Raw genomic sequence first — 16,112 nt, 5'->3', positions numbered from 1 at the left:
CACCTAGATTCTTAAAGAAGTTAATTGAGATTCTGGTTAAATGTGTCCAGATTCCATATTTGTTGTTGATGGTTATGTGTTTACTTCACTTTTTTGATTACATAGATGTTTTACTTTTTCAATGATGTTTTCAACTGTTAATCCGATTTCCTTACGTTGATATTTGACACTGCCGTGTTCGACAAAATAATCTGGGTAACCCATTTGTTTAATCCTCATATGATAAATTTCTTCTTCTGCATAAAATTCAAGAATAGCACTTCCAAGTCCACCCTTGATGGAACCTTCCTCTAAAGTAATCAATGCTTTATTATCATTTGCCAAGTCTTGAAGCATGGAATGATCTAAAGGTTTCACAAACCGTGCATTGATGACCTCTAATTGGATATTTTCTTTAGCTAATTCATCAGCTGCTTCTTCTGCTAGTTTTACCATAGGTCCTACAGCTAAAACAGAAACTTGATCACCGTCTCTAACTACTTCCCAAGAACCAATCGGCAAAGCTTTTTTCTCTTTATCCATTTCCACACCAAAACCTGATCCTCGTGGATAACGGAATGCAATAGGTCCCTCATTATAATCTATTGCAGTTTTCACCATATGCTGAAGTTCATTCTCATCCTTTGGTACCATAATAACGATATTTGGAATATGATTTAGATAAGCTAAGTCATATGCCCCCTGGTGTGTCTCCCCGTCATCACCGACTAATCCAGCACGGTCAATAGCAAAAACGACATTCAAATTTTGCCTGCATACATCATGAACAAGTTGATCGTACGCTCTTTGTAAAAACGTGGAATATACTGCAAAAACAGGCTTCATACCTAAATCAGCTAATCCCGCACTCATGGTTGTTGCATGCTGTTCTGCAATACCTACATCAATCATTCGGTCAGGAAAATGATGAGCAAATTTATTTAAAGTGGTCCCGCTAGGCATTGCGGCAGTCACTCCTACAATTCGTTCATCTTCTTTAGCTAAATCGATTAAAGCTTTAGAGAATACGTTTGAATAACTAGGTACTGTTTGTGCTTTTTTTTGCTTTTCATCCTGATCAGATTCTAATTTATATGGACCTACCCCATGCCATTTATGAGAATCAATTTCCGCAGGCGAATAACCCTTTCCTTTTACAGTCACAACATGTACAAGAACAGGACCATCAATTTTATCTGCTTGTTTAAAAGCTTGCAATAGCAGTTCAATATTATGTCCATCTATGGGACCTATATAATTAAAGCCCAATTCCTCAAATAAAACACCCGAAACAATTAAATATTTCATACTGTCCTTTAGACGCTCCACAGATTTAGCTAATGTACCGCCTACTTTTGGTATTTTTTTAAGTAATTGTTGAGCTTCTTCTTTCGCTTTTAAATAATGCTTGTCTGCTCGGATTTTGCTTAGATAGTTATGAATCGCTCCTACATTTGGGGCTATAGACATCTCGTTATCATTCAAAACAACAATCATTTTTTTCTTCTCATGCCCTATATGATTTAAAGCCTCTAGAGCCATACCTCCAGTCATTGCACCATCTCCAATTAAAGCAATGACATTGTTCTTTTCTCCTTTTAAATCACGTGCCAAGGCCATACCCATCGCAGCAGATAATGAAGTGCTGCTATGTCCTGCTTCCCAAACATCATGTTCACTTTCAGAACGTTTAATATACCCACATAAACCTTTATATTGTCTAAGTGTATCAAACTCATCTTTCCTGCCTGTTAAAATTTTATGCACATAGGATTGATGACCTACATCAAAGATGAGTTTATCCTTTGGACTTTCAAACAGGTGATGTAATACAAGCGTTAATTCCACCACACCTAAGTTTGGTGCAAGATGACCTCCTGTAAGAGAAAGTTTTTGAATTAAAAACTCTCTTATTTGCTGAGCTAAATCTTCCAGTTCATTTATAGAGATATTTTTTATATCATTGGGATGATTAATTTGATCGAGTTCCACGTTTTTTTCCTCTCTTTCCGTGATTCGACTTATTCTTTTTCCCATTAAAAATAATGATGCCTAACTGATGCTCAAGGAAATAAAATATTTTTCCTACATAAAGAATAAGTTGCGTTGAAAAATGAATCGCAATGGATTTTCCCATTGCCTTTCCTCCGACTGTTAAAGCCGAAACGACTCCAGCAAAAACTACGGTTACCATTGTATGTAAAAGTGGATTCGCATTTGCGCTGCCAATAAGTTTTAAAATAACTAGACCACTTGCTACTCCACTGATAACTCCAGACATATCACCAATCACATCGTTGCAAAAACTAGAAAACCGATCTGCATTTCTTACAATTCGGATTCCTTGTTTGGCCCCTTTTATTTTTTCTGATGCCATGGCATGAAACGGTGTTTCTATTGCAGCAGCTGAGGCTAATCCAATCATATCGAAAAATATACCAATGAGTATAATAATAAAAACGGTTAGCATTCCTAATGCCCACGAAACCCCTTCTAAAATCGCAGTGGCTGCAATTGAAAAAATACAAGCAAATATAAATGTAACAATGGAGATTGCAATACTCCATCTTATTGAACTTCTATATGAAAATTTTTTCATTAATCATTAAAGCTCCCTAAAGAAAGAAAATCACCTATTGGTGACCTTTCGAAGATGTTATCGAAGTAGATTTTATTTCCTCGTAATAAAAATTATCAAATTGTAATAAGAGTGGTAACTTCATGAGTAAACGCTGCGGCTTAGGTCCAGTTGGTTTTCCCATGCAAGACACCTTTTCGTTGCCGTAAAAGGCGGTTTCCCTTTATGCTTACATTGATGTCGTCACCGAACATCTGACTAGATTACCACTTAGTCCACACTATAATCCTCAGAAAGTCTCTTGTAACTGAACAGTCTAGGAGTTTTCCTCAACAACCATAATTCATTTCTTAGCCTCTTTTGCAAAGTAGATTTCATATAGCATCCAGCATTTATTTTTTTGGCCTGAAAAAATAAACGCCTACCATCTATAATTCCACTAGTTCACTCAAGGCAGGCTACGCTGCATACAAGTCACTCTATATTTTATAATCAATATAAGACTATAAGAACAAGTTAGACTCGCAAGTACAGGTTCATACCCCAAGCCGTAGCTATTCGCACGGTGTCGCCTAACCACGAACTTGGGCCTCCGCGGAAGCCGGGTCAACGCCCACATGCCATTGTGGATCGCCCAACAACCTTAACTTCCAGCATCAACCCCAGACTGGGCTTCTGAAGCCAACACCAGAAACTTCATTGATGTGCCCTTTGGCGAATTTTTAGGCCCGCCTTCAGAAATGCCTGGCTGACTAGAATACTGCACCACTCAGTTAATTACAATATATATTATAGCATATGAAAAAAGTATAGCTCAATGAAATGTCATTCCAAATTTACCATTCAATGCTTATTACATTTCAAAGAGGAACAAAAGCTCTTATTAGTGCCTCTTAAAGAGGTAGCCGAATACTTCATTAGTGATACTGTTCATTAATAAAGAAAACACTTGTTTTGTCAGTGTTCTCGCTGCATTAGAAAATCTGCTATTTCAAGTAAACGATTCGGATTCGGAAAATTTGCATCTATGATATCTTGTTTAGCTTCTTCAGTTAATTCTTTTACTTTTTCAACACATGCATCTAATCCGATTAAATAAGGATAAGTTACTTTATTCGCATTCTCATCACTTAAAATAGGTTTACCTAACTTTTGCTCATCTCCGATAATATCTAAAATATCATCTTGAATTTGAAATGCTAGGCCGATTTTATAACCAAAACTCGCTAAGGCTTTTAACTGATCATTATTGGCTCCGGCAATATGACCTCCTGCACGTAGAGAAAATACGATTAAATCACCCGTTTTATGGATGTGAATTTGCTCCAATTGATGAATATTTGTAATCCCCTGTTCTCCATCCATATCATCCACTTGACCACCTACCATACCTCTTGGTCCAGCATAGGATGATAATTCTTCAACTAATTTTAGAATTTGTTCAGCAGGTAGCTCTTTCATCCGTAGAGAGTTGGATATTACGTAAAAAGCATGAGTTAACAATGCATCACCCGCTAATATTGCCATAGCTTCGCCATAAACTTTATGATTAGTTAATTTCCCACGTCGATAATCATCATCATCCATTGAAGGCAAATCATCATGAATAAGCGAATAAGTATGAATCATCTCAATAGCTGCAGCTACTGGTAAACCAGAGGGTATAGGTCCGTTAAGAGCTTCTAATGCAGCAATTATTAATATAGGACGCATTCTCTTACCCCCAGCAAACAAGGAATAACTCATCGCTTCCTCTAAACGTTTAGGAATGTACCAATTTTTTGGGAAAATATGCTTTAATTCTTTTTCAACTTCTTGTCCATAATAATTAATGAATTCTGTAATTGTATTCAATTTCAATCCATATCACCTTGATTATCATCATTCAAAGGATGAAAGGCTTTTTTTTGCCCATCCTCACTAATTAACATCTCGATTTTTTGCTCCACTTGTTCTAACTTTTGACTACAGTAACTAGAGAGCTTTACTCCCTCTTGAAATAAGTCAATCGCTTTTTCTAATGGTACATCTTCACTCTCTAATGCGTTAACAACTTTTTCAAGATTTTCCATTGCTTCCTCAAAATTTAGCTTCTTATCTTCCATTATGTCTCCTCCTCCACCGTTTTAACCTGACAATCTAAATTTCCATCTGTTAATTTCACTTTAATCATTTGATCTGTTTGAATTTGTTCAACAGTTTTAACGATTTCTCCATCTTCGTTATATACTAAACTATAACCTCTATGCATAACCTTTAAGGGACTTAATGCATCTAATTGACGGACATTAGAAGAAAGTTTTAGTTTTTGATTTTTTATATATCCTTTGACTACATGATCCAAACGATGTTGAATATTTTTCAAACGTTGATTAGAGTAATCAAGCTTATTTTTTAAATTTAAAGTGGAAAGCCCTGCTTCAACCTTAGACAGCTTCCCCCTAGTGTATCGTATTTGATTTAACATATTAAAAACCAGTTGATCTTTCAAACGATCCAAACGTTCAGTTGGTTGTACCAATTGTTTTTGAGGAGAGCGTAAATAAGAAGATCGTTTCAATCGTTCTAACTTTTCTGCCTTTTTTTGAAGATGATAATATATCGCTTGGTTTAACCTTTGTTTTAAATGCTCCAAATTATTTTTAATTTCTAATTGATGAGGAACCGCTAACTCTGCAGCAGCTGTTGGTGTAGCAGCACGTACATCTGCAACAAAATCAGATATTGTATAATCCGTTTCATGCCCTACTGCTGAAATGATAGGAATATTTGATTCAGAAATACTTCTTGCAACAACTTCTTCATTAAATGCCCACAATTCTTCGAGGGAGCCTCCACCTCGACCTACTATAATGACTTCCACTTCTTCATATGTATTTAATACTTCGATCCCTTTTTTAATGGAGGGTATCGCATTTTTACCTTGAACCGAAACAGGATATAAAAGGATAGATACCATAGGATTTCGACGTTGAATTGTTGTCACAATATCTCTTACTGCAGCACCAGTAGGTGATGTTACAACACCGACTGTTTTTGCATAACTAGGAAGTTTTTTTTTCTTATTAGTTAAAAACAACCCTTCCTTTTCGAGCTTTTGTTTTAATTGCTCAAAAGCAAGATATAAGCTGCCTATTCCATCAGGTTGCATTTGATTAACATATAATTGATACTGTCCATCTCTCTCATACAAGGATATATTACCCCTAGCTAACACTTTCGTTCCATTCCTTGGAATAAAAGGGATCCTTTGATTTTGAGAGGCAAACATGACGCACTTTACTCTACTGTTTTTATCCTTTAAAGTAAAGTACATATGACCACTTGAATGATGTATAAAGTTTGAAATCTCACCACGTACCCAAATGTTTTGTAATGCGGGTTCAAACTCCAATTTATTTTTAATAACTCTAGTTAATTCTTTTACTGAGTAAACCACCTGATTATCTTTCATAATGACACCATCTTCTCATATTACTTTTCTTTATGCTGATTTAGATGCTGCTTCTAGTGTGTTTTTAATTAACATGGTAATCGTCATCGGTCCTACACCACCAGGAACCGGTGTAATGTACCCTGCTACGTCCTTCACCTTATCAAAATCAACGTCACCACAAAGCTTTCCGTTGTCCATTCGATTAATACCAACATCAATCACTACAGCACCTTCTTTAATACAATCAGGCCCAATCATTTTAGGAATTCCCGTTGCTACAATCAAAATATCTGCTTGTTTTGCTATTGTTGCAATGTCCGACGTTTTTGAATGACATATACTCACAGTTGCATTTTCCCTAAGGAGTAACATAGAAACCGGTTTTCCTACAATATTACTCCTTCCTATCACTACAGCATGTTTACCTGCAATTTCAATTCCTTCTCTTTTTATCATTTCAATTACTCCAGCAGGAGTACAAGGTAATAAACTGTCATCACCAATCAATAAATTTCCTACGTTGATAGGATGAAAACCATCCACATCTTTTTCCACAGCAATGGCATCAATAACTGCTTTTTCGGAGATATGTTTCGGTAATGGAAGCTGAACTAATATTCCATGAATATCTGTATGTACATTTAACTTGCGAATAAGTAGTACTAACTCCTTCTCAGTAGTTGTTTCAGGTAGTTTATGTACTTCAGAATATATCCCTAGTTGGTCACAAGCTTTGGCTTTTCGACCCACATAAACTTCAGAAGCAGGATCATCACCTACTAAAACAACAGCCAAACCAGGATGTACATTCTTTGATTTCAGCAACTCAACTTCACTTTTCAATTCTTCACGAATGATTTTGGATAAATCTGTTCCACTAATCAATTTTGCAGTCATGGTTTTTCTCCCTTTTATAAACTTATATTTTATTCTTCAATTAAAAGATTCTATTTTTGCCTTTATAACTTCAACTTCTTTGATCATTTTACCTAATACCCCATTTATAAATTTACCCGATTCTTCAGTTCCGAAATACTTTGATAGCTCAATCGCTTCATTTACAACCACTTTTGGTGGTGTATCGTTTAAATAAAACATTTCATAAAGAGCTAATCGAAGTATTTGGATGTCTACTCTAGAGAGTCGTTCTATTTTCCAGCCTTTTAAATAATCATTAATGAGAAAATCTATGTTTGTTTTTTTCTGAAATGTACCATCTATTAACTGTTGGATGAATTGTAAGTCTTCAGGATTTATATTATTGATACCCTCATTTTCCACATCGTCCTGTTCTGTAATAATGGAATCAATTGCTGAAGTTGAAGTTACTTCGTTTAGTTCCATTTGGTACAAACATTGAATAATGATTTCCCGTGCCTGTCTTCGTTTCATTTTGTTCCTCCATTCGATAGCTCAATCTATTGATGTATGTATTTCTAGATCTCTATACTATAGTATACGTTTTTTGTTCAAACAACAAACAAAAAGCCCCATAATTACTTATAGGGATTTAAATCTAGAGGTTGCATTTATCGATAACGATCTAAAAATCTTGAGAATTGTAATTTTATTTTCGTAAAAATTTCTGATCTTTCTTTTAAATCCACTTTTCTACCGATATAAAAACCTATAAAAACAATAAGAACAAACATCAATGTATCCCAAAAACCTACAATTAAATATATGATTCCAAAAAAAACTCCAATAATAGGCCCAATCAATTTTCCTGGGTGTCGTTCCCATAAATCTTTCCACATCGGGAGCTCCCCCTTTATTCTACTCTACTTTTAAAAGTATTTGATTGAAAAATATTGACTACTAAAACAGATACATTAGAAACAGGAATTCCTGTTACATCTTCAATATAATCATTCACATTTTGTTGGATTTCTTCTGTTAGTTTTGGAATAGCAGTTTCACCATCAACATACGTTTTTATTTTCACTTCAATTCCTGATTGGTTTGCAGTAATTTTCGCTTTTGTATCCTTAATTCCTTTAACTCTAGCAGCAGCTTTTAATGCAACCTGCTCTATCGTCTCCATTGAAATTTTTATATCACCATAATCGTTTCTTTGATCTATACTAGGTTTGGAAGAACGATTGGAACGTAAAGTAATATATAAAAAGCGTATGCTAATGAGTACAACAACAGCAACTGTTGAATATAATATGATTTGTTGCGTATCATTAAGAGAAGGAACGATAATATCACCTGTTTGAATCACTTGTATTAAAACAGCTAAAGAAACTACAGTAACAAAAACACTATATAGAAACAATAATAATCGATCTAAGATTTTCAAGATAGATCAAACTCCTCTCTCATGTAACTGAACTTTTTGAACACGCATTACTATGTATTTTCCTTAAAATGAAACCCCCTGCTAATGTGAGGGGGTTATATTGTCATCTATAATAATTGAAATTATTTTACGCGTTGTGTTTTAATTTCTTCAATCTCATTTTTCACTTTTTCTTCCTGAGTAATGTGCACATCATGAATATGTACATTCACTTCTACAACCTGAAGTCCAGTCATAGATTCAATTGCATTTTTTACGTTTTGTTGAATTTCTTGAGAAACATCTGGTATTCTAAATCCATATTCAACAATAATAGATACATCAACCGCTGCTTCTTTTTCACCAACCTCTACCTTTACACCCTTTGATAGATTTTTCCTTCCAAGAAGCTCTGCGATTCCACCTGCAAAACCACCGCTCATACCTGCTACACCTTCAATCTCAACTGTTGCCAAACCAGCAATGACTTCTACGACCTCAGGTGCAATTTGAATATGTCCCATTTCAGTCTTCTCATAATCAAGTGCGACTGTATTCATCAACATTACCTCCTTAAATTCACGCGTAATTTTTCAAATAAAATTTATATTATCTCCTAAGACTTTACACTTACTACTATAATATAACACCTTACAAATATTATGACAAACTAGGAGTTAAAGTCATAATCTATACTTCGTTTTCCTCTAAGAACTTAATATCGAAATCCCCTTGAAGAAACTTCTCGTTTGAAAGTAATTTTAAATGGAAGGGAATTGTAGTATGAATCCCTTCTATCGAAAATTCCGATAATGCTCTTTTCATTCTATCAATAGCTTCTTCCCTAGTTTTCCCCCAAACAATCAATTTAGCAATCATTGAATCATAGTGTGGAGAAATCGTATACCCCGGGTATGCTCCACTATCTACTCTCACACCCAGACCACCTGGAGGTAAGTAGAACTGAATTTGACCTGCAGAAGGCATAAAGTTTTTATCTGGGTTTTCTGCATTAATACGACATTCAATAGACCATCCATCAATTTCTACATCTTCTTGAGTAAATGATAAGGGCTTCCCCTCAGCAACTGAAATCATTTCCTTGATCAAGTCAATGTTTGTGACCATCTCTGTAACAGGATGTTCGACTTGGATTCTTGTATTCATTTCCATGAAATAGAATTTTCCGTCTGGTCCTAGTAAAAACTCAAGAGTACCCGCTCCAGAATACTGAACTGCTTTTGCAGCACGTACAGCAGCGTCTCCCATTTCCTTACGGATTTCAGGTGTTAAAACGGGACAAGGTGCTTCTTCTATTAATTTTTGTCTTCTCCGTTGTATAGAACAATCTCTTTCACCAAGATGAACTGCATTCCCATGTTTATCAGCAATCACTTGAATTTCTACATGTTTCATACCTGTTAAAAATTTTTCTAAATATACACCTGCATTACCAAAGGCTTTTTCAGCTTCTTGTTGAGCTGCTGTGATTTGATGAATGAGCATCTCTTCATTTTCCGCAACTCGGATACCCTTACCTCCACCACCTGCAGTAGCTTTAATAAGTACAGGATATCCTATATCTCTACTGATCATTACAGCATCATCAATATCTTCAATGAGTCCGTCCGTTCCAGGAATAACTGGAACATTTGCGCTTTTCATTGTATCTTTCGCTACAGCCTTATCCCCCATTTTTGTTATCGCTTCAGGAGACGGACCTATAAAAGCTATATTACATGACTCACATATTTCAGCAAAATCAGCGTTTTCTGCTAAGAATCCATAACCCGGATGTATAGCATCAGATCCAGTTAAGGTTGCAATACTCATAATATTTGTTAAATTTAAATAACTGTCCTTTGATAATGTTGGACCGATACAATACGCTTCATCCGCTAATCTAACATGAAGAGAATCCTTATCTGCTTCAGAATAAACAGCTACAGTTTGAATCCCCATTTCATGACATGCTCTAATAATCCGAACGGCTATTTCACCGCGGTTAGCTATTAAAACCTTTTGAAACTTCATTACAATATCCTCCCAAGGGCTGTCTTCATAGAATAAACAACGAACATGTCATTATTCTGGTTTGATTAAAAATAAGGGTTGACCGAATTCAACCAAATGACCATCTTCTACTAATATCTCTACGATTTCACCTTTTATTTCAGCTTCGATTTCATTCATAAGCTTCATTGCTTCAACAATACATACTACGGTATCGTTTGTTACATTATCACCTTTTTTTACAAAAGGATCAGCACCTGGGGATGGAGCAACGTAAAATGTACCTACCATTGGAGATGTGATTTTATGTAAATTAACGTCTTGTGACTCAGTTTGATTTGATTGAATTACTTCAACAGTTTGATCTTCAACAGCTGATGTTTGTTGTGTTTGAGGGACTTCCTGTATAACTGGTTGAGATACTACAGGTGTTTGCTGTACGATTTGTGGAATAATTTCTGTGCTAATAACTGGTTTTCGTATTGACAAACGAGAACCTTCATTTTCAATTTCTAGTTCTTGAAGTGTAGATTTATCTACAAGTCTAACCAATTCTTTAATTTCACTTAATTTAAACATTTTTTCACTCCTTAAAATTCTTAAAAGGATGTACATGTATAACAATGATAGTATTATAGCACAAACCAATAATTAGAACATCTATGAATTACCAAAACAAGGACATTATGATTCTTAGGTTGCCAAGACAGGACGTCTTGATATCAATGTTCACCAATAAGATGTGGCTTTTAATTGTAATTTTTTTTTAGTTTTGTTCAATCCACTTTAAATTTTGATCCCCACTCAGACATGGCATCTAATATGGGTTTAATCGTTTTTCCTCTTTCAGTTAAACTATATTCTACCTTAGGAGGTACAACTGGATACACTTTACGTGTTATGATTCCATCCATTTCTAATTCCCTTAATTGTTTTGTTAATACTCGATCTGTGACATCAGGCATTAGCTTTTGAAGCATTCCATATCTTTTCTTCCCATCCATGAGATTGTTTAATATAACAACTTTCCACTTTCCCATAATTGTATTTAGAGTTAAGTCCACAGGACACCTAAAAGATTTATCATTGATCTTAAAATTCCCCATAGTTTCACCTCATATAACCTATTTCATATAATCTTTGAATAGGAGTATTCAAAGTTACGAATGTTTTAATTACAAATCACCAAAATCTAGATTAATTCTATCACATACTCAGAAGTTCAACCAAAAATTCAAAGTGATTCGCACCCTTACTAACTTTTAAGATAGTATATAACATTAAAGTACATACTTGCTATAAGTAATTAAGTATATTAATATTTTAAGCATACGTTACTTTTTATTGGTTACATTAAATAAAAAATTGAAATTAGAGGAGTGAAGATTTAATCATGAAACATTTAGTTGTTTATGCACATCCAAATCCACAAAGTTTTAACAATGCTATAAAGGAAACAGTTGTTAACTCATTAAAAAATAAAGGACATGAGGTGGAAGTCAGGGATCTTTATGCTTTAGGGTTTCAACCTGTTCTAAGTGGAAGTGACTTTGAAACATTCCAATCTGGAAATATGCCAAGTGATATTCAAGCTGAACAAGAACATATAAAAAAGGCTGATGTTATTACTTTCATATATCCAATTTGGTGGACTGGTTTACCAGCAATTTTAAAAGGTTACATTGATAGAGTTTTTGCTTACGGATTTGCATATTCAGTAGATGAGCAAGGTGGATATGTGAAACATTTAACTGGTAAAAAAGGACTTATCATTAATACAACAGGCGCTCCAACAGAATTTTATGATCAAGTGGGTATGAGCAATTCACTAAAACAAACTTCTGACATAGGTATTTTAGATTTTGTAGGTATAGAAGCAATCCATCACCAATTTTTCGGTGCAGTTCCAACTATCGATGATGCTGCAAGAAAAGAAATGCTTGTTGAAGTCGAACATTTAATCAATGAAAAGTTTTAATTTATCCCTTACCAACATTCCGTAAGACCCTCTTCAATAAAAAGAAGATACGGAATGTAGAAAAATTTGTAATTCCTGCACTAGCTCATCCATGAACCAGCTTTGATGTATCAGTGCGTTGTACTAGTCTAACTTTCAGTAGGGATGATGAAAAGAAAAAGTATGTGTAATAAGATGAACTATTAATATTGAGGGGTGCTAAGGTTCTTAATATTTAGTTAGAGGTATTTGATGGTCTTATTCTTTTCTTTTCAGTTCATTTTTGAAATTAACGGTAATTGGTGGTCTTATTTTGGTCAAAAATGGCTATTTCATTGTATTTCCGAGTGAAATTAACGAAATAAGACCATGAATTCCCTTTATTCACTAAAAGGAGCTATCTTTTTTTCATATAAGGTCACAATTTACCTCTTTCTATTACTCGTAATCTACCTTTCTATTACCTCTAGTTAAGAAATCAACTATGTAACCTCTTGAAATCAAACCCTTTACCAAGGGTTTACCTACAAACTCTGTGCCTCCCTTAACTAGAACTCTATTCAATGACATCTCCCCTTACCTTTTCAAATTCCCTTTAGTATAATTTAATTTATCGAATATTAAAACTTCATTAGACTTTAGCGAGAATCTTATCGTGAGTGAAAACCCAATAAGTTTAATAGTTTTTATTTGGGGGAAAACAGGTTTTCACCTTATGCAATGATTGTAATTAGTTATTTTAGGGGGATTAATACAAATGAAAAAAGAACTGTTAGATGACTTATTGAAGTTAAATGTTTGGGCAATAAAATTAAAAAAACTTGAAAAAGAAAGAATCTATCAACCGATTACCAAAAACAAATGGTCAATAGCCGAAACCATCAGTCACTTAATGTTTTGGGATCGTTTTATATTAGAGGAGCGAATGCCATTGATGGTACCAAAAGCTAGATTGCTTAGTAATGTAGATGTAACAGAAATGAATAGTAAGGCATCGGAATATGCACTTTCAGAAGTTTCATTTGAGGAGCTTATTGATAGCTTAATAGATTACAGAAAAAAAATTGTTTCTATGCTTCAACATAAAACTGAAGGAGAACTAAGTTCATCTTTTAAAATAAATGATAATGAACTTAATTTGATTACTTATTTTAAGGGAACTGTGAAACATGATTCACATCATATACGGCAAATTGATATATTTTTACAAAATTAAAAGGGATTTTTCATGAGTAATTATACAAAAAATACGAAAACAATGCCTGCTCAGCATGAAAACCTAAACCGCCAACCAGGCATTGAATCAGAATGAACTCTTCAGTTCAGATTTAAATTCTCTTGGATAACTGTTCTATTAAACTTTCAAAAAAAATAGTTTCTTCATTTTTCAACTTTATCAATCTTTCCCTTACCTTTTTGATTCCATTTAAATCCGTTTTTTCTGTACTCATATGGTAGTAAGCAACTTTCAAAAAGAGATTTCTTAATTTCATCGTTTGATCCTCTATCTCTTCTAATATCTTATCCAATACAGAATAGTTACCTAACAAGTTCAATTCATTTATATATTGCAAATGATTTTTCAAACAGGATTTATGCTCCCATAAGATGTGAAAAGGGCGAATATCATACACTATGTCCGCTTCTTCCAAATAAGTTGTATAAATTTCTAGGTTTTTATATACATTTATACCAAAATCAAATTGATCAACATTCGTTCCAAACATACGATATCGATCATAATGTAAATCTACTTCTCTATTTCCTTGTAAATAATCTTTAAATGTTTGTAAATTGCTTTTTACGTCATATTTATATTCAAATGAATCTCTAGGTTTAACTAAATAATTGTATTTTAAATAATCCTGTGATACCTCAAGCGAATGAAAAGAGTTAGCATAATCTTCAAAACCGATCTTACCAAAAGCAAGTTTTCCATCTTTATCAAAGTAAGCAATTTCAAATATCGCTTCATCTTTGTCATATCCAAAAATCAAGTTACTATGTGGAAAATCTCTAAATTGATAAGCTCTCGTATTAGGAACATAAAACTCATTTAGATACGTACAAAAATAATATCCATCATTGATCCAATCTATCGTAAATTCAACAATATTATTGGTATATTTTAAAATGAGCTCCCTATAAATAATTTGATAATAAACTAAAGGGTTATCATCTAACATTGGGTTATAAGCATCAAATTCAAACCAATCTGCATAAATAAATTTCTCATGTAATGATTGAGTATGACATCTTAATTGTACGTAATTAGAAAATACCCACGGAAGAGAATTTTCTATCGTACTGATAATGGCTAAGTTAAATGCATGTCTGGGATAAGAGGTGATCATTGGATAATTGACTTTCAGACTTTTTTTCATAATTAGTTTTCATTCCTTTCAATCAGGATAATTAAAACGACTCTTTATCCGCAAATAAGCGAGTACATCGATTACATACATTTAAATTTTGTGTTTTTAATACCTCTCTAAATTTCGTAACCTTGTCCCCAGTCCAGATCTCTTCAAAGGATGATTCGTGAATATTTCCAAGTTTATAATCTGGAAAATCAACACAAGGATATACATCCCCTGTTCTTCGAATGATAAGCTCATGCCATGGAGCTAGACATTTAGATCTACCAAAAACATTCTCTATATTATTAAAATACTCTTCTACATCCACAAAATTTGAACTGTCTACTCCTTCACTCTCCCAAATATCTTCTAGGTCATTTTTTAAACGTTTCGTATCAATACCAATAGGGTCCTCGACAAATCCTTCCCATGCAGGGGAAACGTCGCAATCTAACAATTCCTTCATCTCTATCGCATACTGCTTACCTTTCTCACGTGTCGTAAATAATAGCGGCCAAAAGTTTACGGAAAGATCTCTTGGTTTTACCCATGGATTCATCGTATCATGAAGAATGATTTTTTCATTGCTAAATCGATCCCTTAGCGCTGATAGGAATGGTTTTGCGCTTTGATAGTTGTATTTAGAAAGAGTCATATTGATATTAATAAAAGGAAACATTCTTTTTCTTTTCTTTTTCTCTTTAATGAGCAGCTCAATATTTTCACATATTTGCTGAAAGCTCCCCTTGCCTCTAATCGAATCATGATATTCCTCGGGTCCATCAATAGAGATATTCAACGCAACCACATTATTTAAAATTAAATCGATTTTGTTCTTGATCAATGAGCCGTTTGTAAGTAAGTAAATCGTAACCTTTTTACTTCTTAAATACTCTACTAATTCTGTAAAATTTTTATACAACATGGGTTCACCACCCGTAATGATAACACCTATTTTAGGGTTTACTTCCAACACCTGATCCATAAATTTTTTAATCACATCAATATCTACTTGCTCTTTGATTACCCTTTGCGGTTCTTTTAACGCCCAGCCTGTTTCCCCCCATATATGACAAAATGAACATCTATAATTACATAAATCCGAAGCAAAAATCGTAATTTGTTTCAATTGTGGAGTTAAATTCTGTACATGTTCTAGAAGTTTTTCATTGCCTAAATTCCCTGCTTTTGTTAACATAATTCCATTCCCCTCTTTCACTTCATATGAACTTTTTATCCTGCAGTATGATTCTCAGGTGAATTTGAAATATAATTAATAATATTGTTAATCGTTGAAAAATTACGAAAATCCAATTCTTCATCATCCCATGTCATACCAAATTCCATCTCCGCTGCAATAACCAGTTTTATAAATGTCATAGAGTTAACTCCTAATATAGATAAATCATCATCAAGACCTAATTGATCTATAGCTACCCCTTCATTTTCTTCAAGATTTTCCTTCAGCATGTTTAACACTTTTTCTTTTATATCAATTGACATTT

General features: G+C 33.9%; 19 protein-coding genes. 2 read left to right on the top strand and 17 right to left on the bottom strand.

Going from position 1 to position 16,112, the window contains the following annotated elements; translation table 11 throughout:
- Positions 1-72: 72 nt before the first annotated feature.
- The 13 genes from dxs to EPK97_RS05505 form a co-directional block, all read right to left on the bottom strand.
- Positions 73-1,971: a 1-deoxy-D-xylulose-5-phosphate synthase gene (dxs, locus tag EPK97_RS05565; protein ID WP_162035618.1), complete on the bottom strand. Its 1,899-nt coding sequence runs from the start codon at positions 1,969-1,971 to the stop codon at positions 73-75.
- Positions 1,952-2,578 carry a hypothetical protein gene (locus tag EPK97_RS05560; RefSeq protein ID WP_162035617.1) on the bottom strand — a complete coding sequence of 209 codons (627 nt, stop codon included), beginning with the start codon at positions 2,576-2,578 and terminating at the stop codon, positions 1,952-1,954. Before EPK97_RS05560 ends, dxs begins: the two co-directional genes overlap by 20 nt.
- Before the next feature lie 936 nt (positions 2,579-3,514).
- Positions 3,515-4,411, bottom strand: a complete 897-nt coding sequence (locus EPK97_RS05555; protein WP_162035934.1) for a polyprenyl synthetase family protein — start codon at positions 4,409-4,411, stop codon at positions 3,515-3,517.
- 2 nt (positions 4,412-4,413) lie between these two features.
- Positions 4,414-4,665 carry an exodeoxyribonuclease VII small subunit gene (gene xseB / locus EPK97_RS05550; protein WP_162035933.1) on the bottom strand — a complete coding sequence of 84 codons (252 nt, stop codon included), beginning with the start codon at positions 4,663-4,665 and terminating at the stop codon, positions 4,414-4,416.
- On the bottom strand, positions 4,662-6,011 hold the full coding sequence (gene xseA / locus EPK97_RS05545; RefSeq protein ID WP_162035616.1) for an exodeoxyribonuclease VII large subunit: 1,350 nt from the start codon (positions 6,009-6,011) through the stop codon (positions 4,662-4,664). Before xseA ends, xseB begins: the two co-directional genes overlap by 4 nt.
- 30 nt (positions 6,012-6,041) lie before the next feature.
- Positions 6,042-6,890, bottom strand: coding sequence for a bifunctional methylenetetrahydrofolate dehydrogenase/methenyltetrahydrofolate cyclohydrolase FolD (gene folD, locus EPK97_RS05540; protein ID WP_162035615.1), 849 nt, complete (start codon positions 6,888-6,890; stop codon positions 6,042-6,044).
- Positions 6,891-6,926: 36 nt separating this feature from the next.
- Complete coding sequence (gene nusB / locus EPK97_RS05535) at positions 6,927-7,385, bottom strand: transcription antitermination factor NusB (protein ID WP_162035614.1); 459 nt, start codon at positions 7,383-7,385, stop codon at positions 6,927-6,929.
- A gap of 137 nt (positions 7,386-7,522) precedes the next feature.
- A complete protein-coding gene (locus tag EPK97_RS05530; protein ID WP_162035613.1) occupies positions 7,523-7,750 on the bottom strand; it encodes a DUF2273 domain-containing protein in 228 nt (75 codons plus the stop codon).
- Positions 7,751-7,764: 14 nt separating this feature from the next.
- Positions 7,765-8,298 (bottom strand): alkaline shock response membrane anchor protein AmaP, encoded by a 534-nt coding sequence (gene amaP / locus EPK97_RS05525; RefSeq protein ID WP_170295465.1) that lies wholly within the window; start codon positions 8,296-8,298, stop codon positions 7,765-7,767.
- A gap of 122 nt (positions 8,299-8,420) precedes the next feature.
- Positions 8,421-8,837, bottom strand: coding sequence for an Asp23/Gls24 family envelope stress response protein (locus EPK97_RS05520; RefSeq protein WP_162035612.1), 417 nt, complete (start codon positions 8,835-8,837; stop codon positions 8,421-8,423).
- Positions 8,838-8,967: 130 nt separating this feature from the next.
- The gene (gene accC, locus EPK97_RS05515; RefSeq protein ID WP_162035611.1) at positions 8,968-10,311 is read right to left on the bottom strand and encodes an acetyl-CoA carboxylase biotin carboxylase subunit; all 1,344 of its coding nucleotides are present in this window, start codon (positions 10,309-10,311) and stop codon (positions 8,968-8,970) included.
- Between the two features lie 51 nt (positions 10,312-10,362).
- Positions 10,363-10,869, bottom strand: coding sequence for an acetyl-CoA carboxylase biotin carboxyl carrier protein (accB, locus tag EPK97_RS05510; protein WP_162035610.1), 507 nt, complete (start codon positions 10,867-10,869; stop codon positions 10,363-10,365).
- A 197-nt stretch (positions 10,870-11,066) separates the two neighbouring features.
- Entirely contained in the window at positions 11,067-11,396 is a 330-nt protein-coding gene (locus EPK97_RS05505; RefSeq protein WP_162035609.1) for a winged helix-turn-helix transcriptional regulator, read from the bottom strand.
- Positions 11,397-11,683: 287 nt separating this feature from the next.
- Here EPK97_RS05505 and EPK97_RS05500 point away from each other — a divergent pair, with 287 nt between their 5' ends.
- On the top strand, positions 11,684-12,268 hold the full coding sequence (locus EPK97_RS05500) for an NAD(P)H-dependent oxidoreductase (protein WP_162035608.1): 585 nt from the start codon (positions 11,684-11,686) through the stop codon (positions 12,266-12,268).
- Positions 12,269-12,685: 417 nt separating this feature from the next.
- Here EPK97_RS05500 and EPK97_RS22120 read toward each other — a convergent pair whose 3' ends face one another.
- The gene (locus tag EPK97_RS22120; protein ID WP_276609472.1) at positions 12,686-12,811 is read right to left on the bottom strand and encodes a hypothetical protein; all 126 of its coding nucleotides are present in this window, start codon (positions 12,809-12,811) and stop codon (positions 12,686-12,688) included.
- Positions 12,812-13,004: 193 nt separating this feature from the next.
- Here EPK97_RS22120 and EPK97_RS05495 point away from each other — a divergent pair, with 193 nt between their 5' ends.
- A complete protein-coding gene (locus tag EPK97_RS05495) occupies positions 13,005-13,463 on the top strand; it encodes a DinB family protein (RefSeq protein WP_162035607.1) in 459 nt (152 codons plus the stop codon).
- A 112-nt stretch (positions 13,464-13,575) separates the two neighbouring features.
- On the opposite strand, the gene EPK97_RS05490 is transcribed toward EPK97_RS05495, so the two are convergent.
- The 3 genes from EPK97_RS05490 to EPK97_RS05480 are packed head-to-tail and all read right to left on the bottom strand — an operon-like array spanning position 13,576 to position 16,110.
- Positions 13,576-14,631 (bottom strand): hypothetical protein, encoded by a 1,056-nt coding sequence (locus EPK97_RS05490; RefSeq protein WP_162035606.1) that lies wholly within the window; start codon positions 14,629-14,631, stop codon positions 13,576-13,578.
- Between the two features lie 31 nt (positions 14,632-14,662).
- Positions 14,663-15,805 carry a radical SAM/SPASM domain-containing protein gene (locus tag EPK97_RS05485; protein WP_162035605.1) on the bottom strand — a complete coding sequence of 381 codons (1,143 nt, stop codon included), beginning with the start codon at positions 15,803-15,805 and terminating at the stop codon, positions 14,663-14,665.
- 35 nt (positions 15,806-15,840) lie between these two features.
- Entirely contained in the window at positions 15,841-16,110 is a 270-nt protein-coding gene (locus EPK97_RS05480; RefSeq protein WP_162035604.1) for an acyl carrier protein, read from the bottom strand.
- Between the last annotated feature and the right edge of the window lie 2 nt (positions 16,111-16,112).

Source organism: Chengkuizengella sediminis (genome assembly GCF_010078385.1).
In the GTDB taxonomy this organism is placed as follows: Bacteria; Bacillota; Bacilli; order Paenibacillales; family KCTC-33759; genus Chengkuizengella; species Chengkuizengella sediminis.
This window is presented reverse-complemented; position numbering and strand designations above follow the sequence as displayed.

What these genes read in the sequence shown, in the direction of transcription:
- nusB (WP_162035614.1), bottom strand. Translation starts at nt 7,385, where the DNA reads ATGAAACGAAGACAGGCACGGGAAATCATTATTCAATGTTTGTACCAA.
- EPK97_RS05530 (WP_162035613.1), bottom strand. Translation starts at nt 7,750, where the DNA reads ATGTGGAAAGATTTATGGGAACGACACCCAGGAAAATTGATTGGGCCT.
- EPK97_RS05490 (WP_162035606.1), bottom strand. Translation starts at nt 14,631, where the DNA reads ATGAAAAAAAGTCTGAAAGTCAATTATCCAATGATCACCTCTTATCCC.
- EPK97_RS05500 (WP_162035608.1), top strand. Translation starts at nt 11,684, where the DNA reads ATGAAACATTTAGTTGTTTATGCACATCCAAATCCACAAAGTTTTAAC.
- xseA (WP_162035616.1), bottom strand. Translation starts at nt 6,011, where the DNA reads ATGAAAGATAATCAGGTGGTTTACTCAGTAAAAGAATTAACTAGAGTT.
- EPK97_RS05485 (WP_162035605.1), bottom strand. Translation starts at nt 15,805, where the DNA reads ATGTTAACAAAAGCAGGGAATTTAGGCAATGAAAAACTTCTAGAACAT.
- folD (WP_162035615.1), bottom strand. Translation starts at nt 6,890, where the DNA reads ATGACTGCAAAATTGATTAGTGGAACAGATTTATCCAAAATCATTCGT.
- EPK97_RS05480 (WP_162035604.1), bottom strand. Translation starts at nt 16,110, where the DNA reads ATGTCAATTGATATAAAAGAAAAAGTGTTAAACATGCTGAAGGAAAAT.
- EPK97_RS05520 (WP_162035612.1), bottom strand. Translation starts at nt 8,837, where the DNA reads ATGAATACAGTCGCACTTGATTATGAGAAGACTGAAATGGGACATATT.
- accC (WP_162035611.1), bottom strand. Translation starts at nt 10,311, where the DNA reads ATGAAGTTTCAAAAGGTTTTAATAGCTAACCGCGGTGAAATAGCCGTT.
- EPK97_RS05495 (WP_162035607.1), top strand. Translation starts at nt 13,005, where the DNA reads ATGAAAAAAGAACTGTTAGATGACTTATTGAAGTTAAATGTTTGGGCA.
- EPK97_RS05505 (WP_162035609.1), bottom strand. Translation starts at nt 11,396, where the DNA reads ATGGGGAATTTTAAGATCAATGATAAATCTTTTAGGTGTCCTGTGGAC.
- accB (WP_162035610.1), bottom strand. Translation starts at nt 10,869, where the DNA reads ATGTTTAAATTAAGTGAAATTAAAGAATTGGTTAGACTTGTAGATAAA.
- EPK97_RS05560 (WP_162035617.1), bottom strand. Translation starts at nt 2,578, where the DNA reads ATGAAAAAATTTTCATATAGAAGTTCAATAAGATGGAGTATTGCAATC.